Consider the following 16,861-nt stretch of genomic DNA (forward strand, 5'->3'; position numbering starts at 1 on the left):
CGAACACGGCCCGGGTCGACGCGCGGTTCGCGGACGTGGCGTGCTGGTCGTCCCGGTGCACGGGGATGGTCTTCGTCGTGGCCCCTGCAGGTGAACGCCTTCGGGAAAACGGGGGTTCTCACGTGTGGTACGTGTGCAGCTGGCCTGGTCCCGACCAGGCCAGCTGCACGCTGGGCCGCGCGGCAGCCGCGACGGCGATGACAAGCACGCTTTCGGCGCTGTCTCGCGGCTGCCGTGGCGACTGCGGCAATCACCGGCTTGAACTGGTCGCGCATCGCCCCGGAGCGCGTGGCTGGTCCGCGATCCCGGCGCTCCGGTTGGGCCTGCCCGATTCCACGGACGTCAAATGGATCGGAGTGCCTACCACCCTCGGACCAGGAGCAACAGCGGCGCGCCGCCGAGCTGGAACCCCGTCGTCTGGCCGACGATGCCCCTGAACCTCGTCCATCGCCGTGCTCGAACTGAGGGGTTCAGGTAGGGCGGCGGCGCGTGCAGTGACGCTTCGAGCGATGCGGTATCACGATGTGTCTGGGTCCGGGCTCAATCGCTGACGGCTTGCTCGGTTCCACACACGACGGGAACGGCCTCACCCGCTGCAAGTCGGTCCTGCAGCGGCGACATCGGTTGCGGCGAGGTGCAGGTAATCGCCGCACTTCCCAGCTGGCGACATAGGCGTGGGTCCCACCTTGACAAGAAGTCTTGTGACAAGAAGTCTTGTGACGTGGATGCTATGCGAGATCTGTCCGGCGATCCGGCTGCGATGTCGGCTCTGGCCCACCCGGTGCGCCTCGCGCTGCTCGAGCTACTGGGGCGCGACGGCCCACTGACGGCGACCGCGGCCGGTGAACGGCTCGGACAATCTCCGGGCAACATGTCGTGGCATCTACGGATCCTGGCAAGACACCACTTCGTGGTAGAGGCCGAAGGGGGAATCGGCCGCCGACGGCCGTGGATGTTGACCGCATCCGGGCAACGGCTCGACCCCGAGCAAGGATCCGAAGAGGAACGTGCCGCAGCGGACGCGCTGTTGTCCACCGTGGTCGAGCGCACCTTCGGCCAGCTTCGGGCATGGTTGGCCAGCCGCCGCGCGGCGCCGTCATCATGGCAGCGCGCGGCGGCGGTTAGCCAATGGACGCTGTATTTGACCCCCGCCGAGACCGCGCAGGTACGCGACACCATCTACCAGCTGCTGGCCCAGTTCGGCGACCGGGTCGAAGACCCCTCCCGGCGCCCTGAAGGCGCGATGCCGGTCAATGCGTTCGTGTCGATGCATCCTCAAGCGTTACCTCCTGACAAAGCGCAGCCGTGAAGCCGCTGCCGGGGCGCCGCGACCTCCTCGTCCTCTCGGCTGGATTGGCGGTGTCCACCGCCGGTGACGCCGCCGCACTGGTGGTGCTGCTGCTGCGGCTCCGCCCGGCCGGCAGCGGCTGGGTCGCGGCGCTGCTTGCCGGGGAACTGATCCCGATCGTCGTGCTGGCCGGGCTGGCCGGGATGGCGGTGGATCGCTTCGACAGCCGCCGCATCCTGGCGGTGGCACTGACCGGGCAGGCCATGCTCGCCGTCCCGCTCGCGGTGACGTCTTCACCGTGGGCCACCGTCCTGCTGTTCACCGGACTGCACGCCCTCTCGGCCGTCGTGCGCCCCGCCACCTCGAAGTTGGTGCCGGCGATCACCGGACCGCAGAGCGCCTCACGCGGATACGCCGCGATCGCGACCGGCATCAGCCTGGGCTGGATTATCGGCCCAGCCGCAGGTGGTCTACTCGCCGGTACGCTCGGCGCGACGACCGCACTCCTCGTGGACGCCGTCACGTTCGCCGTCCTTGCCGCAGCGACATCGATCCTGCGGGTAAAGACACCATCCTCGATGCCCTCCACCACTGACGGCAGCCGAGCCGGCGGGGGATTCGCCCTGCTGTGGCGCACACCAGCGCTCCGCGTCGCACTGGTCGTCAGCGCCACAGGCATCGGCTGTGCTGTCATCGACAACGTCGCGGCGCCGTTTCGATTCGTCAACCAGCTCGGCGCCACCGCCACCAGCTATGGGCTCTACCTCACCATCTGGGGAGCTGGCGCATTTCTCGGCATCCAGGTACTGCCGCGAATCAGGCAACATCGACATGCTGTCGCGCTGGCCGCCGGAAACCTTCTGCTCGGCGTCGGCATCGCCGGCATCGGCATAGCACCCGTGCTTACTCTGGCCTTCGTCGCCGCCGGCGTCGGTGGCCTCGGCAACGGACTTACCAACGTCGCCCAGAACGCCCTCGTCGCCAGGCACACACCCGCGGCGCAACACGGTCGCGCGTTCGCCGCCGTCGCTGCCACCAACCAGGTCGCCATCGGAGTGGGCACCGCGGCAGCCTCACCACTCGTGACCCTGCTCGGTGCGAACATCGCCATGATCACCGCCGGCTGCCTCACCATGTTCGCTGCCATAGGCGGGCTCATTTACTCCACGCACCACAAGACGCCCAGTCAGCAACCCCTTGCCGCCCCCGTCAAACACTCACCGGTCAACTGAGCACCCGAATCAGCGATCGCGGAACGGTGCCCTGTAGATACGCGTCGCGCAGATCCCATGGCACGCCTACTTGTCTTCTACGGATCGGCTCCTGCGCAACTGCTGTGGTAGTGAGGAGCCCTAGCTGGCAACCGCACGGCGCCGTACCGCGGTCAGCGGGCTTGGCGAAATCCCGCGGCGGCGCAGGCGCTCCCGACAGCGCCGAGTCCAAAAGCTTCGACAGGACCAAGCGCTCCTGCGGGCCGGATGGCCTGCGCGGCGGCCTGGACCGCCGCCCAAGCGAGGACCGGCGCGGTGAAGGAGTAGGGCTCCCCGCCGGTCAGGTGCACGCTAGCCAGCCTCCTGCCCTCCGCATCGTCGGCCACGGCTACGACGTCCGTCCGGATTTTCGCGGCCGCGTTGGGTTGGGCCCGGCTGCGTTGAATCCGGTGGGCCTGCGCATTCAGAGCCCAGCGCACACCAGGCACACGGCGCAGCGACGAGGCGACTGCCGAACCGTAGTGGACGAGCGGGGTGGCGCGGCCGAACCAGCCGAGATAGACGCCGACGTCGGTCAGCGGCGCCGGCGCCGCCCCCCGGCCGGCCTCCGCCGCCCGCAGCCTGGGTAGCGCGAAATGCTCGGAGGAGCCGATGGAGAAGGCCTCTTTTCTGTTGCCGTCAACCTCGAACGACGTCAACTGCGCGGCGGTCCGCTCGCTCACCACGCGGCCGCCGCGGAAGCCGTACTCGGGTTCGAGCAACATGCCGGCCACCGACGCGCGGGTGCCGGCACTGGTCCCTGTCCGGATGTTTCCGCGAACGAAGTAGCCGACCCGCACCCGGGTCGCGGCCGATCCGGCTGCCTCCAGCGCGAGAGCCCCGGCGAGGTTGCCTGGCACGTAGTCGTAGCCGAAGGCGGTCAGCAGCACCGCACCGGTCCGTTCGGCGCGGGGACCGAATTCCTGGAATACCTGACGGATGAATGGTGGTTCGCCACTGGAGTCCAGGTATGTAGCCCCAGCATCCACCGCCGCTTCCACAACGGGCCGCCCAATCCTCACAAACGGTCCCGCGGTCGACACCACCACATCGCCGGGCCTGATGAGATCACGCAACGCCCCGGGTTCCGCGTCCGCGACGGCCGTCTCGAGCTCTGTCCCGTCGCTTGCCTGCGAGAGCCGTGTGGCCAGCGCACTCAGCCGGCCTGGATCCCGGCCTGCGAGCACCGGTCGGGCCCCGATCGCGACCATCTCCCGCGCGACAAGCCCTCCGATATAGCCCGTGGCCCCGTACAACACGATCCGGCCCGGCATGCCATCAACCTATGCCACTCGACAGAACCCCGGTGGCGTTACTCCACGACAGCCTTCGGCCCAGCAAGGATCGCGGGCAGTCGCCCGACCCCCGAGGACGCGAACATCAGCCAACCGTGGACACCGACGGGCCCACGTAGTCGAATGTGTGCCCCGGTCACCGCCGCGGTGGCGTGGCTGGAAAACGGCTGATTGGCCGCGGCCGCCGGCAGTTTCATCCGGTGTAGGCGGCTGGACCGGTCGGCCATCCCTGCCGGTCCGAGTTGGCGGTAGGGTCCGCCCACCGTTTCGCCGTGGTCACCGAGGCCCGGAATCGTTCCGCAGCTGGTCGCAACGGCCACTGCTGATCGACGAGACACTGCGCGAGTCTGAGCCTGATCACGGACGTTGGGTGATCTGGATGGGAAGGGTCTGGAAGCCGCGCAGGATGAGCCGGTCGCGGCGGAGGGGTGGTCGGCCGGGTACGGCCGACATGTTGGGGAGTCGGGTGAGCAGTTCCTGGAAGGCTACGGCTGCTTCGAGGCGCGCGAGCTTGTTGCCGATGCAGATGTGCGGGCCGGAGCCGAAGCTGAGGGGCTTGATATCGCTACGGGTGGGTTCGAAGCGGTCGGGGTCGGGGTAGCGGGCGGGGTCACGGTTAGCGGCGCCGATCAGCAGGATCAGGTCGCTGCCCTTGGGAATCGGGACACCTTCGACGGTGAGGCCGTCGGCGCGGGCTTGGCGGGTGACCGCCTGAACTGGGGAGTCGTAACGCAGGACCTCTTCGATGAATGCTGGGATCGGGATCTGTTCGGTGCGCAGGGCGGTGGTCAGGTCTGGGCGGTCGAGCAGGATCGCCAGCCCGTTGCCGAGCAGGTTGGTGGTTGTCTCGAAGCCTGCGACGAGCAGCAGGATCAGGTTGGCCAGTAGTTCTTGGTCGGTGAGTCGGCCATTGTCGGCGTCGCGTGCCGCGACCAGCGCGCCGACCAGGTCGTTGCTGGGGCTCGCACGGCGGTCGCTGATGAGGGGAGCGAAGTATGCCGCGAGCTGGCGCGCGGCGGCGTCGGCACGAGCGGACGTGTTGCCAGAGGGTTCCAATGCCTCGGTCAGGTCGGCGGCCAACGGCCGGAACCGGCGGTGGTCGCTGGGTGGCACGCCCAGCAGCTCGCAGATCACGGTAACTGGCAGTGGGAAGGCGACCTGATTCATGAAGTCGGCGGGCCCCTTGCTGGTGGCCTGGGCGAGTTGGTCGAGCAGGTTGTTGACTGCCGCCTCGATCGCCGGTCGCAGGTCGGCGACCCGGCGTGGCGTGAATACCTTGGAGATGAGCGAGCGCATACGACCGTGATCGGGCGGGTTGGCGCGCAGCATGGACTGGTTCATCAACTGCAAGGCGTCTTGGCGGGAGTTGGGTGAGACTGGCTCGGCCAATCCGAAGCCCGGGTCTCGCAATACCTCGTCGGCCGCCGCGTACCCGCAGACAAGGAACGACCCGTCGGCGAAGGCTGACACTGGCCCCAGCTCGTGCGCGGCGGTGTACAGCGGGAAGGGATCGGCGCGTCCGGCGGGTGTCATCAACTGCTCAAGAATGCTTGCAGCGCTCCGGTTCCTGCGACCCGGGTGTGCGGATCGGGACCGCCAGGCGAGACTCAACCGGTCCCGGCGGCCGATTCGTTCCAAACGCGCGGCGATCGCGTCCTGGATGATTTGCAGGTCCTGCTGATCGTCGGCTTCGGCCAGCAGGATGAGTTCTTCACCCGTGGCCTCCAGGGTGCAGCGTCCACGGTCGAAGTCGATCACCCCATCGGTATCCGAGCACTCGGCGTGTCGCGGCATCGTCATCGTGGCGCCGTCGCCGTGTCGGTTGCCGTGCTCCAGAATGCTGATCTGTGCGGTATGCCTGCACAACTGGGTCAGGTAGCGGCTGGCCCGATCGGTAGGGACGCGGGCTTCGGCCCAAGGCATGGCGGGTTCCTCCCTAAAGCCTGGTGCGGGCGGCCAGACGCCGCCTGCGTGCTGGGTCGACGAACTGGTGGCACGCGCCGCTGCCGGCGGGCACGAGCAATGCCGGCTGCGGCGCGCCGATCTCTGACGGTGCATCTCCCGCGTCCATGCCCGGCGCTTCCCGTGCGGACCGGTCACGCGTCCCGCCGATTGACCACAACGAACCCGGCTAGCAGGGCCGCGGCCGCGTACAGGCAGAACACGCCGAATCCTGTCCACGGGGCGAGACTGGCCGCCTCGTGGCGGACGGCGACGAAGATCTGGCTACCCGACTGCATCGGGATGTACGGCCCGACGGTGGTCTTCCACGACCCAGGAAGAAGCTCAAGTAGCAGTGGCGGAACGAACAGCACGCCGAGCACGGTCGCGATCACTGCGGCCGAGGAGCGCAGCAGGGCGCCGAGCCCGAATCCGAGCAGCCCGTACACGGTCAGGTATAGCCCCCCGCCGAACACGGCCCGGGCGACTCCGGGGTCGGTCAACGCCGTCCCGGTCAGGGTGTGCGCGGGCAGCGCCGCCAGGAACGCCAGATAGGCGGCGAGCGTGGACACGGTCGCGGTGACCAGTGTGGTGCCGGCGAAGACCAGGCCCTTGGCGGCCAGCACTGTGCGGCGGCGCGGCACAGCGGCGAAGGTGGTACGCACCATTCCGGTGCCGTACTCCCCGGTGATGATCATGGCGCCGAGTACCCCGAAGGCGACCTGTGACAGGTGCAGCCCGGCCATGGCAAGTTGTACGACGTCCACATGGGCAAGGTCGCTGGGTTTCAGCCGCGGCGCCAGCAGGGCGGCGGCGAGTACGGCGAAGCCGATGTTGGCGGCGAAGGCGACCAGCAGCGTCCAGTACGTCGATCGGACGGTCATCAGCTTGGCCAGTTCCGCGCGCAGCAGGTTGGTGAAGTCCCCGGCGCGGCGCCCGGTCGCCGGCGACGCCGGCGCTTCGGTGTAGGTAGTCATGGGGGAGGCCCTTCAGCGTGCGGCCGGCGTTGGCGCCGGCGCGGGATCGGTGGCGTGGTAGTCGGTGGTGTCGCGGGTCAGCTCCATGTAGCGCTGCTCCAGAGACATCTGCTGTAGCGATAGCTCCAGCAGGCCGAGTCCGCGGACCCGTGCCACCTCGCCGATCTCGTCAGCGGTCACATCGGTGACCCGCAGCGCACCGTCGGGCTCGCGGCGGACAGTCGCACCTCGCTCAACGAGCATTGCGGCCAACGAGTCGTTCTCGGTGCAGCGGACCCGGATGTTGTTGTCGCGGCCGGCGGCGAGGAAGTCGGCGACGCTGGTCTGCGTGATCAGCCGGCCCCTGCCGATGACGACCAACCGATCGGCGGTCACCGCCATCTCGCTCATGAGATGGCTGGACAGGAACACGGTGCGGCCCTGGGCGGCCAGCGACTTCAGCATGCCGCGGATCCACGCGACGCCTTCCGGGTCCAGGCCGTTGACCGGCTCGTCGAATATCAACACCGGCGGATCACCGAGTAGGGCGGCGGCGATACCGAGCCGCTGTGCCATACCCAGGGAAAACCCACCGACCTGCTGGCGGGCGGCCGAGGCCAGCCCAACCTGGCGCAGCACCTCGTCGACCCGCGAACGCGGGATCCCGTTGCTGAGCGCCAGCCACCGCAGATGGTGATACGCCGACCGTCCCGGGGCCACCGCCTTGGCGTCCAGCAGCGCCCCGACCTCGTGCAGCGGACGCCGGTACGCGGCGTACGGCCGGGCGTTGACCGTGACCGTCCCCGCGTCCGGTGCGTCCAGCCCCAGGATCATCCGCATCGTCGTGGACTTGCCGGACCCGTTCGGCCCGAGGAAACCAGTCACGGAGCCGGGCGGCACCGTGAACGACAAGCCATCCACCGCAGTCACGTTTCCGTACCGCTTGACCAGCCCGACCGCCTCGATCATCAGTGACTCTCCCCGCCGACCACACCGGTCAGATGCAGTACCGCGGCCAGCACCGCCAACGCGACCACGACGACGGCCATAAGAACCTTGCGGCGCCGGGACGCCCCGGCGATCGGGGCCTTCGACGCCGCAGGACCGGTGTCCTGATGGGACGGCAGATCGGGCATGGCGAGAACTCCTTCGGTCAGCTCGAACCCCGATCCGGAGGGGTCGAGGCGGCAGGCGTACTTTTTCAATACAACCTGTCGCTGTCAACCCATCTGTATCATCGGTGACCACCCCGTATGATGGGCGACATGCCGAAGATTTGGAGCCAGACGATCGAGGCGCACCGCGACGCCGTCCGGGAGGCCACTGTTAAAGCGACCGCCGCTCTGGTCGCCAAGCACGGGCTGACCGGCGTAACCATGTCGCAGATCGCCAAGGACACCGGCATAGGCCGTGCGACGCTTTACAAGTACTTTCCCGACGTCGAATCGATCCTGCGCGCCTGGCACGACCGCCAAATCGACCAGCACCTGCAGGAACTGGTCAAGATTCGCGACCAGACCACCGGCGCCGCCGAACGCCTGGAGGCGGTGCTGACGGCCTACGCCGCAGCGATCTCACACCGACGCGCACATGACACCGACATCGCCGACATGCTCCACCACGGCGAGCACGTCGCCGCCGCCCACCAACGCCTACGCGAATTCGTCGAGGCGCTGATCGCGGACGCCGCCGCGATCGGAGCCGCACGTCAGGACATCCCCGCCGACGAACTGACGCTCTACAGCCTGCACGCCTTGGCGGCCGCCACCAGGCTGCACGACCCGGCAGCGGTCCACCGACTCATCAAGACCACCCTGACCGGCATCGGATCCGTCACCCCGGATAGCCGCGAATCCCGAACCTAGCCTCCACCAAGGACGCCCTTGTTTCGCCCAGGTTTTTCTGGCGCTCTACCCCAGAAAGTCTTGGACCCAGCGAGTACGCCGCATGCCATATTCGAGCATGGCAGTGTTCCTTGGTACCGGGACAGGATGCCCACCTGGTCGCGTCGGTGCGCGTGAAAGGCCACCGTCTCTGCCAGTCAAGGCCGGCGTCGCTGGGCTCGCATTGGCGCGTACGCGATCAGCCAACGCGATGAGGCTTTTGCACGTTGATGCCTTCGGACATGTGTGGCCGTCCCGGTGAAACGAGATGCTCAGGCGCTCCGGTGGCAATGGGCTTCGAGCAAGCTGCGCAGCAGCGACGGATCGGCCTCGACAAGACCACGCTTGGGCAGCACGAGTACCGCCGAACCGGTCAGCTCGGACTCGCGCAGGACGAACGACCGTTCCGTTTCCACATAGCGCAGGTAATGGGACCACGGGGAGGTTTCGGCCCGGCTCGGGCTGGCGAGGAGCAGCCCGTTGTCGTCGACGAACGCTCGGATCGGTTTGGACAGCCACGGATTCCCGCGTATGAGCAGCCTTGCCTGCCATCGATGCAGCCACCTGGCGACCACGAGACGCCAACACAACAGCAGACCGAGCCCAACGGCGGCGACTGTCACCGCGGCGTCGGTCAGTGAGGTCGGGACCGGGCCACCCCCAAGGGCGCGCCCCAGGAGGAGCCCGACTAGGGCGGCGGCGACCAGGAGCGGGACCAGCCAGGGACGCCGGATATGGCGCCGGTGGGCCACGAAGCCCTCGAGCCAGTCGTCCTCGCTGAGGGTGTACTCGAGTTCGACCAGCGGGTCAGGCATGCGAGCTCCCGACGTGCGGTTGCTCTGGGGTCGCGCGTGCGGCCGCCTCGAGCCCCATCACCGCGCGCGGTTCCCGATTCGGTTCGTCACAAGAGGAGAGCGCCACAGCCCGCACGGGTGTCACACGCTGCGCAAAGTGACCGGCCGGCCACCGCGAGGGCCTTCCGGGGTGAGGATGTCGTCGCGATGGTCGGGTGTGCCGTCGACCACCCCGGGCAGAAGAGAGTCGGCCGCGCGCTCGGCGCGGTGCCCGTACCCGGTTGAGCAACGGCTAGCCGCCAGGGATGGCGGCGTTTGCAGTTGAGCGCAGGCCCGCCAGCGAATCGTGCGGCTCGGCCATGGAACGTCTAGGAGAACGTCCAGTGCAACATCCTGGCTCAGGTGCCAGCCCTGGGTTCTGATAATCGGGCGAGCCGCGGTACGCGGCCAGACTCCGAGGGGCAGATGTGAACCGGATGCTCAACAGCCTGCGCAGACACCATCCTCGCCGTCACCGCGGTCAACGGCGACGGATCGGCTTGATCGCCGTGTCCGCCACTGCCGCGCTGCTCGCCGCGCCGACATCGGTCTCCGCGAGTGCACCGACCCTGATTGGGGCGTCTGTTCACCAACCGGCGGGACAGTCGTTCAGTCAGGCGTTGGCCGCGGCCGACTCCCGCTACGGAGGGTTGCCAATCCTTCGCGTGTTCTACCCTGGCGCACCCGCCGCGTGGAGCGACGCCAAACTCAACACACCGGGTCGTGCCACGGTGGTGTCGTTCAAGTACGACGCCGATGCCGTACTCGCTGGGACCGCGGACGCTTATCTGCGGTCCTGGTTCGCCAATGCGCCCAAAGATCGGGATGTGTTCTGGTGCTTCTACCACGAGCCGGAAGACGACATCCGCAACGGTGCGTTCACCGCTGCCGCCTACCGCGCCGCTTGGCAGCGAATCGCCGGCCTTGCGGATCAAGCGGGTAACAGCCGGCTCTTCGCCACCACGATTCTGATGGACTGGACACTGGACGCGCAGAGCGGCCGGAACTGGCGTGACTACTACCCGGGGTCCGCGTTCGTGGACGTCATGGCCTGGGATGTCTACAACTTCGACGTGGTGAACTCGGAGACGATGACCGCGCACAACGCCCGGCGCCCGGCTTTGGAGGTCGCGAGGTCGCAGGGCAAGGCTTACGCGGTGGCGGAGCTCGGGGTGGACGACCATGCGAACCGTCCGGCCATGCTCCGCGAGATCGCCAGGTGGATGCGCAACACGGCGGACGCGCGCTTCGTCACCTACTTCGACGCACCTGGCTGGCCGCAGTACGACCTGGTCGGTGACGCCGCGAGCAGCCAGGCGTGGCGCGACGCGGTCACGGGCAGCCTGTTCGCCGGCGATCCCGAGCTGACCACCTCGGCCGGACCCGCGGCCCCGACAGCGACGACCATCCAGTGGACCACGCAGGTGGACCCCGCGCAGAACACCGGCTGGGTGTCCTGTGCCTCCTGGCGAACCACCGGCTCGGAATTCATCGAGGGACCGCGGCAGTACGTTTACGGCAATCCGGAAAAGATCACGTGTACTCGATCCGGGCTGCAGCCGAATACGGCCTACCGCGTTCGGCTGAAGTGGTGGGACGCGCAGTCGGGTGGCGCTCTGCTCTACACGAGCAACACCGTCGACCTGCTCACCCGGTCGGCGTAGCCGTCGGCGAACGTCGAAGGACCTGGTCACAGGCCGTATAGCGGTACTAGCGGCGGGGCGATGCCGTGGATCTACGCGTACTCGGTGACTTGCAGGTGTTGGTGGGCGGCCGCCCAGTGGAGTTGGGACCGCCGAAACAGCGAGTGGTCTTCGCGGTGCTCGCTGTCGACGCGGGCCGCAACATACCGATCGAGGCGCTACTCGACCGGGTCTGGGACGATGCCCGGCCAGCCGACGTCCGGGGATCGCTGTACACATATCTCACCCGGATCCGTCGGATCCTTGCCGACGCTCAGCCCGGTGGGACTTCCCCCATCACCGTGACCCGAGGCCAGACCGGTTACCGCCTGGACGCTGACCCGGACAGCGTCGACCTGCACAGGGTGCGCCGCCTTGCCGAGCGGGCTCTGGCGCTGCCGGTCAATGACCCACGCCGCTGCGCCCTGCTGCGCGAAGCGATCGATCTCTGGCGCGGTGAACCGCTGGACGGTGTGCCCGGCGGGTGGGCGGCCCGGGTCCGCGAGAGCGTGCGGCAGCAGCTCGTGGGAGTGCTCCTCAGCTGGGCCGACAGTGAACTCTGTCAAGGCCGGCCCGATCCGGTCGCCGAGCGCCTCGCGGTAGCCATCGACCACCACCCGCACGTGGAGCCCTTGGTGCTGCGCCTGATGCGAGCCCTGTACTTCGGCGGACGCCGGGCCGAGGCGCTCGAGTTGTACGCCCGCACCCGCCAGCTGCTGTCCGACGAACTAGGCGTGGATCCCGGGACTGACCTGCAGGAACTACACCGTGACATCCTGCGCGGAACCCTGCGTGCACCGCTGGCCGCGGTGCCGTCCGCTGGGCCGAGGTCGACCGCAGCACCGCCACCCGTCCACCCGACGCCGGCTGCCGTGGCAGGAGACCGGGACCACCCGCCAGGCTGCCAGCTGCCGGCCGAACTGCCGGACCACATCGGATGCGAGCCGGAAATATCCTGCGCACTGGGCGTTCTCCAGGGCGGTCGCCGTTACGGCGGCACCGCCGCGCCGGTGGTGACCCTGACCGGCCCGGGCGGGGTGGGAAAAACCGCGCTGAGCATCCGGCTGGCCTACCTTGTGCGATCCGGCTACCCGCACGCCCAGATCTTCGTCGGTTTGAGGGGTCGCCGCAGCGGCCCGGCCGACGCCCTGGACCAGGTGCTGAGAGCCCTTGGCGTGACGGAGCTACCAACCTCCTCCACAGTGGACCAGAAGCTGAGTCGATACCGATCCCTGCTCAGCGACCGGCGGGTTCTCATCGTGCTTGATTCGGTGGTCAGTGCTGATCAGGTCCGTCCGCTGATACCGGGAGGTCAGGGCAGCGCCCTGATCGTCACCAGCCGGACGCTGCTCACCACTCTCCCGGGAGCCGAGCATGTCGAGGTGCCATTGCTCGACAGGGCAACCTCCACTGCGCTGTTGGCCCGCATCATCGGGCCCCAGCGCGTACTGGCTGAGCCCGAGGCGACCGATGCGCTCGTAGAGATGTGCGCCGGGTTGCCGCTGGCCCTGCGCATCGTCGGCGCCCGCGTCTCGGCTCGACCGCACCGCCGCATGGCCCGGCTCGTCGAGCGGATGCGCGACGATCGCAGGCGTTTGCACGAGCTGGCCGCGGACGGGCTCAGCGTGCGGGCCAGCATCGCGGCCAGTTACCGATCGCTGGATTCGGCGGCCCAACGGGCGTTTCGGCTGCTCGGGTTCGCGGGTCCGCCCGCCATCACCGAATGGCTTTTGGCGGCCCTCGTCCAGCGTTCCATGGACGACGCCGACGATTTGCTCGAACAGCTCGCCGACGCGCGTCTGCTGACCGCTGTGCACGACCCGGTCCAGAGGGAACTCCGCTACCAGATGCATGACCTCGTCCGCCTCTTCGCCCGCGAACGCGCGGTCGAGGAGGATCCGCCGGAGTCGCTGCGCGCGGCGCTGGCCCGGGCGCCGGCCCTGGGACTCGGCATGGACGTCGCGTCATCAGGGCCACCGCTCGCCGAGACGCCGGCCAGGTGAGTTCGTCGTGGCTCTAGGGCCGCAGCTCCAGGTTCCGTTCAGACCTGATGCAGATCGCCCCTCTACCGTCGGTGCCCCGCTGGGCATCGCTCCGGTATCTGTCACCTCGATAGTGAAAGGCCATCATGACGCTCCGAATCCGGCTTCTTCCAGTCCTGGCCGCGGCCGCAATCCTCACGGTCGGTGGATGTGGGCACGGCGACAGGATCGACCGAGCGGCGCCCCCGCCGGGTTCGTCCGGTGCGCCCACCACTACGCCGACCGAGGCTGAGCCGCCCGCGCCGACCGCGGGCACCTCGGCGGAAGGTCGCACCGACGCCGGCGTCCCCGGGCCTGCTGCGGCGAGCATCCCACCCACCCGTGCGGCCGCCGCGCCCACGATCGACTCCGATCCGGCATGCCGGCCGCAAGTTCTTCAGGAGGCGACCGCTGCCGCAACGGGTGGGCAGACGGTGACCGGGGTCGAGGTGTTCGCCTGCCGTAACGGCTTCGCCCGGCTCGTGGCGACTGGAGCGGGGTCGACCGAGCTCTCCGGGGGTAACCAGGTCTTCCTGCGGCTGGACAACAACCGGCGGTGGCAGGTGGTGGCACGCACCCCGGCAGCCACCGACTGCGGTGACAGCTCCGCGACCGCTGGGATGAAGGCGGTCTGTGCTGGCCTGAGCTGACGGCAGAACGGATCCTCGTCAAGGTTCCGTTCAGATCCGCTACCGGATCCGACCGCGATGATTTCTCCCTAACCAGCGCGGGCTCCAGATAAGGGCTGCCGCCCGAGGCCGGCACCTTCGTGGAGCCCGCGTTGCGGGCCTGCTCGTGCCGTCGGCAGCAGCGCTGCCCGTCCTCCCGGGATCACATCATTGCGAAAGGAACCATTCGTGCAACGAACCTTCTGGCACGCCCTCGGTCGCGGCCCAGCCGCCATCGTCGGCACCCTGGCAATCGTCGCGGGAAGCCTGGTCGGGCTATCTCCCGTACCCGCGCAAGCCTCCTCGATCGACGGACCCATCGGTCGCAGCGAAATCCTGTCGCGCGCTCAGAACTGGGTAGACCGCGGACTCACTTATAACTCGGACGCCGCGTCCAGCGACCCCGACGGTGCACACACCTACCGGCGGGACTGCTCCGGCCTGGTGTCGATGGCATGGCACCTGAACCGTAGCTACGTCACCGGTGACTTCCAAGGAAGCAACTCCCGCTGGATCACGCTCGGCAGCATCGACGACTTCCAGCCGGGCGACGCCATGGTCCGCAGCGGCCACATGGAGCTATTCGCCTACTGGAAAGACAAGAACGACCACAGCCAGGGCGCCTACGTCTACTCGTTCAACAATGACGGCGAAACGGTCCGCAACCCGTACGCGGTGAACAACGTGGACGCCAAGGGCTTCAACCCGGCGGCCGACCTGCGGACGTACAAGCCGATCCGACGCACGGGACTGACCGACGGGTCCGCCGGGCGTATGGCGCCGGCGTTGGCGCATGACGACGGTGACGCGACGATGACCATCCACCGCTGGCGGTCCACCGGCACGTCGTTCTCGCGTACTGCTGACTACGTAGGCGAGGGTGCGTTCTCGCTGTCGAATGTGGGTGACCGGGTTGCTTCCGGTGACGTGGATGGTGACGGCACCACGGACATTGTGATGGCCTACCAACTCAGCGATGGCACGTTCGGGTTCTACGTCTTCGATGCGGGCCTGTCCAGCCTCGGCCGCTGGTACACCTCCGGGCCCTACAACCTCAACCCCGTCGCGGGTCGCCTCGTCGTGGCCGATTTCACCGGCGACGGCAAGGCCGAACCTGCCCTGGTCCACGACGACGGTGACGGCACGATGACCATCAACCGCTGGACCTCGACGGGCAGCAGCTTCGCCCGCGCCACCGACTACGAAGGCGCCGGCGCCTTCGCCTTGTCCAATGTAGGCGACCGTGTCGCGGCTGGTGACGTTACCGGCGATGGCAAGGCCGACATCGTGATGGCCTACCAGATCAGCGATGGAACCTTCGGCTACTACGTGTGGAACGCCGGCCTGTCCAGCCTCGGCCGCTGGTACACCTCCGGCCCCTACAACCTCAACCCCGTCGCGGGTCGCCTCGTCGTGGCCGATTTCACCGGCGACGGCAAGGCCGAACCCGCCCTGGTCCACGACGACGGTGACGGCACGATGACCATCAACCGCTGGACCTCGACGGGCAGCAGCTTCGCCCGCGCCACCGACTACGAAGGCGCCGGCGCCTACTCACTGTCCAATGTAGGCGACCGTGTCGCGGCTGGTGACGTTACCGGCGATGGCAAGGCCGACATCGTGATGGCCTACCAGATCAGCGATGGCACCTTCGGCTACTACGTGTGGAACGCCGGCCTGTCCAGCCTCGGCCGCTGGTACACCTCCGGCCCCTACAACCTCAACCCCGTCGCCGGCCGCCTCGTCCTCGGCAACTGGTGACACCGCCGTGCTGGTGGCGTCCATCGCCACCCGCACGGCCGCTCCCCTCCACCGCACCCCTCCGGCCCAGCGGGCCCGTCCGCAAGGATGTGACAACTCATGCGTCTTCGATCCTTATCCGCCAGGTTTCTTCCACTACTGGCCCTGCCGCTGGCCGCACTAGGCCTGCACCCCGCGGCCGCACAGGGCGCCCCCACCGGCTACTCCGTCACCGGCATCGACGTGTCGCACTATCAGGGCACCATCAACTGGGGGTCGGTCGCCGATTCCGGGGTGGACTTCGCCTATGCCAAGGTCACCGAGGGCACCGGCTACACCGACCCGACGTACCTCGCCAATCGCAGCGGCGCTCGCGCCAACGGCATCTACTTCGGTGCGTACCACTTCGGTCGGCCCGACCAGGGCGACCCCCGCGGCCAGGCAGACCGCCTCGTCGACGCCAGCTTGTACAGTTCTGACGGCACCACTCTCCCGCCGATGCTGGACATCGAGTGGTCCTCGGGCCAGCCCACCTGCTTCGGGCTCTCCACTAGCGCGATGGTCTCCTGGATCAGCCAGTTCGTGGACCAGGTCAAGTTCCGGACCGGCCAGAAGGCGATGATCTACACCAACCCGAACTGGTGGAATCCCTGCACCGGGAACACCACCGCCTTCGGTAGCTACCCTCTCTTCCACTCCCGCTACGCCGACACCCCCGGAACCCTCCCGTCAGGGTGGTCACGCTTCACCCTGTGGCAGTGGACCTCGAGTGGCAGCGTGCCCGGTGTGTCCGGCGGCGTCGACCGCGACGTGTTCAACGGCTCGCTCGCCGCCCTCCGCGCGCTGTGCAACGGTGGAGCGGGGCGTATGGCGCCGGCGTTGGCGCATGACGACGGTGACGCGACGATGACCATCCACCGCTGGAACTCCAGCGGCAACACCTTCAGCCACACCACCGACTACAAGGGCGAAGGTGCGTTCTCGCTGTCGAATGTGGGTGACCGGGTTGCTTCCGGTGACGTGGATGGTGACGGCACCACGGACATTGTGATGGCCTACCAACTCAGCGATGGCACGTTCGGGTTCTACGTCTTCGACGCGGGCCTGTCCAGCAGGGGCCGCTGGTACACCTCCGGGCCCTACAACCTCAACCCCGTCGCCGGTCGCCTCGTCGTGGCCGATTTCACCGGCGACGGCAAGGCCGAACCTGCCCTGGTCCACGATGACGGTGACGGCACGATGACCATCAACCGCTGGACCTCGACCGGCAGCAGCTTCGCCCGCGCCACCGACTACGAAGGCGC

General features: G+C 68.2%; 14 protein-coding genes and 2 pseudogenes. 8 read left to right on the plus strand and 8 right to left on the minus strand.

The window, feature by feature from the left end; genetic code table 11:
- Window positions 1-730: 730 nt before the first annotated feature.
- Window positions 731-1,309: a helix-turn-helix domain-containing protein gene (locus tag AB0J74_RS19220; protein WP_363449598.1), complete on the plus strand. Its 579-nt coding sequence runs from the start codon at window positions 731-733 to the stop codon at window positions 1,307-1,309.
- A complete protein-coding gene (locus AB0J74_RS19225) occupies window positions 1,306-2,520 on the plus strand; it encodes an MFS transporter (RefSeq protein WP_363449600.1) in 1,215 nt (404 codons plus the stop codon). Before AB0J74_RS19220 ends, AB0J74_RS19225 begins: the two co-directional genes overlap by 4 nt.
- A 152-nt stretch (window positions 2,521-2,672) precedes the next feature.
- On the opposite strand, the gene AB0J74_RS19230 is transcribed toward AB0J74_RS19225, so the two are convergent.
- From AB0J74_RS19230 to AB0J74_RS19260, 7 genes and pseudogenes are all read right to left on the minus strand, one after another.
- Window positions 2,673-3,812, minus strand: coding sequence for a saccharopine dehydrogenase NADP-binding domain-containing protein (locus AB0J74_RS19230; protein ID WP_363449602.1), 1,140 nt, complete (start codon window positions 3,810-3,812; stop codon window positions 2,673-2,675).
- A 218-nt stretch (window positions 3,813-4,030) separates the two neighbouring features.
- A pseudogene (locus tag AB0J74_RS19235) lies at window positions 4,031-4,194 on the minus strand (helix-turn-helix domain-containing protein); the annotation flags it as partial.
- Entirely contained in the window at window positions 4,191-5,366 is a 1,176-nt protein-coding gene (locus AB0J74_RS19240) for a cytochrome P450 (RefSeq protein ID WP_363449644.1), read from the minus strand. The pseudogene AB0J74_RS19235 and the gene AB0J74_RS19240, both read right to left, overlap by 4 nt.
- Before the next feature lie 72 nt (window positions 5,367-5,438).
- Window positions 5,439-5,891 (minus strand): annotated as a pseudogene (locus tag AB0J74_RS19245) (DUF2218 domain-containing protein); the annotation flags it as partial.
- A gap of 38 nt (window positions 5,892-5,929) precedes the next feature.
- On the minus strand, window positions 5,930-6,751 hold the full coding sequence (locus AB0J74_RS19250) for an ABC transporter permease (RefSeq protein ID WP_363449604.1): 822 nt from the start codon (window positions 6,749-6,751) through the stop codon (window positions 5,930-5,932).
- Between the two features lie 12 nt (window positions 6,752-6,763).
- Window positions 6,764-7,699, minus strand: a complete 936-nt coding sequence (locus AB0J74_RS19255; RefSeq protein ID WP_363449606.1) for an ATP-binding cassette domain-containing protein — start codon at window positions 7,697-7,699, stop codon at window positions 6,764-6,766.
- Window positions 7,699-7,866 carry a hypothetical protein gene (locus AB0J74_RS19260; RefSeq protein WP_363449608.1) on the minus strand — a complete coding sequence of 56 codons (168 nt, stop codon included), beginning with the start codon at window positions 7,864-7,866 and terminating at the stop codon, window positions 7,699-7,701. The genes AB0J74_RS19255 and AB0J74_RS19260 overlap by 1 nt, the downstream gene beginning before the upstream one ends.
- Before the next feature lie 129 nt (window positions 7,867-7,995).
- On the opposite strand from AB0J74_RS19260, the gene AB0J74_RS19265 reads away from it, so the two are divergent.
- Window positions 7,996-8,595 (plus strand): TetR/AcrR family transcriptional regulator, encoded by a 600-nt coding sequence (locus AB0J74_RS19265; protein ID WP_363449610.1) that lies wholly within the window; start codon window positions 7,996-7,998, stop codon window positions 8,593-8,595.
- A 290-nt stretch (window positions 8,596-8,885) separates the two neighbouring features.
- Here the strand turns inward: AB0J74_RS19265 and AB0J74_RS19270 are convergent, their stop codons facing one another.
- Window positions 8,886-9,428, minus strand: coding sequence for a YcxB family protein (locus AB0J74_RS19270; protein WP_363449613.1), 543 nt, complete (start codon window positions 9,426-9,428; stop codon window positions 8,886-8,888).
- A 446-nt stretch (window positions 9,429-9,874) separates the two neighbouring features.
- Here AB0J74_RS19270 and AB0J74_RS19275 point away from each other — a divergent pair, with 446 nt between their 5' ends.
- From AB0J74_RS19275 to AB0J74_RS19295, 5 genes are all read left to right on the plus strand, one after another.
- Window positions 9,875-11,110: a hypothetical protein gene (locus tag AB0J74_RS19275; protein ID WP_363449615.1), complete on the plus strand. Its 1,236-nt coding sequence runs from the start codon at window positions 9,875-9,877 to the stop codon at window positions 11,108-11,110.
- A gap of 155 nt (window positions 11,111-11,265) precedes the next feature.
- Complete coding sequence (locus AB0J74_RS19280) at window positions 11,266-13,131, plus strand: BTAD domain-containing putative transcriptional regulator (protein WP_363449617.1); 1,866 nt, start codon at window positions 11,266-11,268, stop codon at window positions 13,129-13,131.
- A 452-nt stretch (window positions 13,132-13,583) separates the two neighbouring features.
- Entirely contained in the window at window positions 13,584-13,799 is a 216-nt protein-coding gene (locus AB0J74_RS19285) for a hypothetical protein (protein ID WP_363449619.1), read from the plus strand.
- A 207-nt stretch (window positions 13,800-14,006) separates the two neighbouring features.
- Window positions 14,007-15,578, plus strand: coding sequence for a VCBS repeat-containing protein (locus AB0J74_RS19290; RefSeq protein ID WP_363449621.1), 1,572 nt, complete (start codon window positions 14,007-14,009; stop codon window positions 15,576-15,578).
- Window positions 15,579-15,677: 99 nt separating this feature from the next.
- A partial coding sequence (locus AB0J74_RS19295) for a GH25 family lysozyme (RefSeq protein ID WP_363449623.1) occupies window positions 15,678-16,861 on the plus strand: 1,184 nt, incomplete at its 3' end.

Source organism: Asanoa sp. NPDC049573 (genome assembly GCF_040676615.1).
Lineage (GTDB): Bacteria > Actinomycetota > Actinomycetes > Mycobacteriales > Micromonosporaceae > Asanoa.

Bases quoted from the DNA above. Each gene is read 5' to 3' on its own strand.
- AB0J74_RS19220 (WP_363449598.1), top strand. From the start codon at position 731: ATGCGAGATCTGTCCGGCGATCCGGCTGCGATGTCGGCTCTGGCCCAC.
- AB0J74_RS19260 (WP_363449608.1), bottom strand. From the start codon at position 7,866: ATGCCCGATCTGCCGTCCCATCAGGACACCGGTCCTGCGGCGTCGAAG.
- AB0J74_RS19250 (WP_363449604.1), bottom strand. From the start codon at position 6,751: ATGACTACCTACACCGAAGCGCCGGCGTCGCCGGCGACCGGGCGCCGC.
- AB0J74_RS19265 (WP_363449610.1), top strand. From the start codon at position 7,996: ATGCCGAAGATTTGGAGCCAGACGATCGAGGCGCACCGCGACGCCGTC.
- AB0J74_RS19270 (WP_363449613.1), bottom strand. From the start codon at position 9,428: ATGCCTGACCCGCTGGTCGAACTCGAGTACACCCTCAGCGAGGACGAC.
- AB0J74_RS19255 (WP_363449606.1), bottom strand. From the start codon at position 7,699: ATGATCGAGGCGGTCGGGCTGGTCAAGCGGTACGGAAACGTGACTGCG.
- AB0J74_RS19230 (WP_363449602.1), bottom strand. From the start codon at position 3,812: ATGCCGGGCCGGATCGTGTTGTACGGGGCCACGGGCTATATCGGAGGG.
- AB0J74_RS19240 (WP_363449644.1), bottom strand. From the start codon at position 5,366: ATGACACCCGCCGGACGCGCCGATCCCTTCCCGCTGTACACCGCCGCG.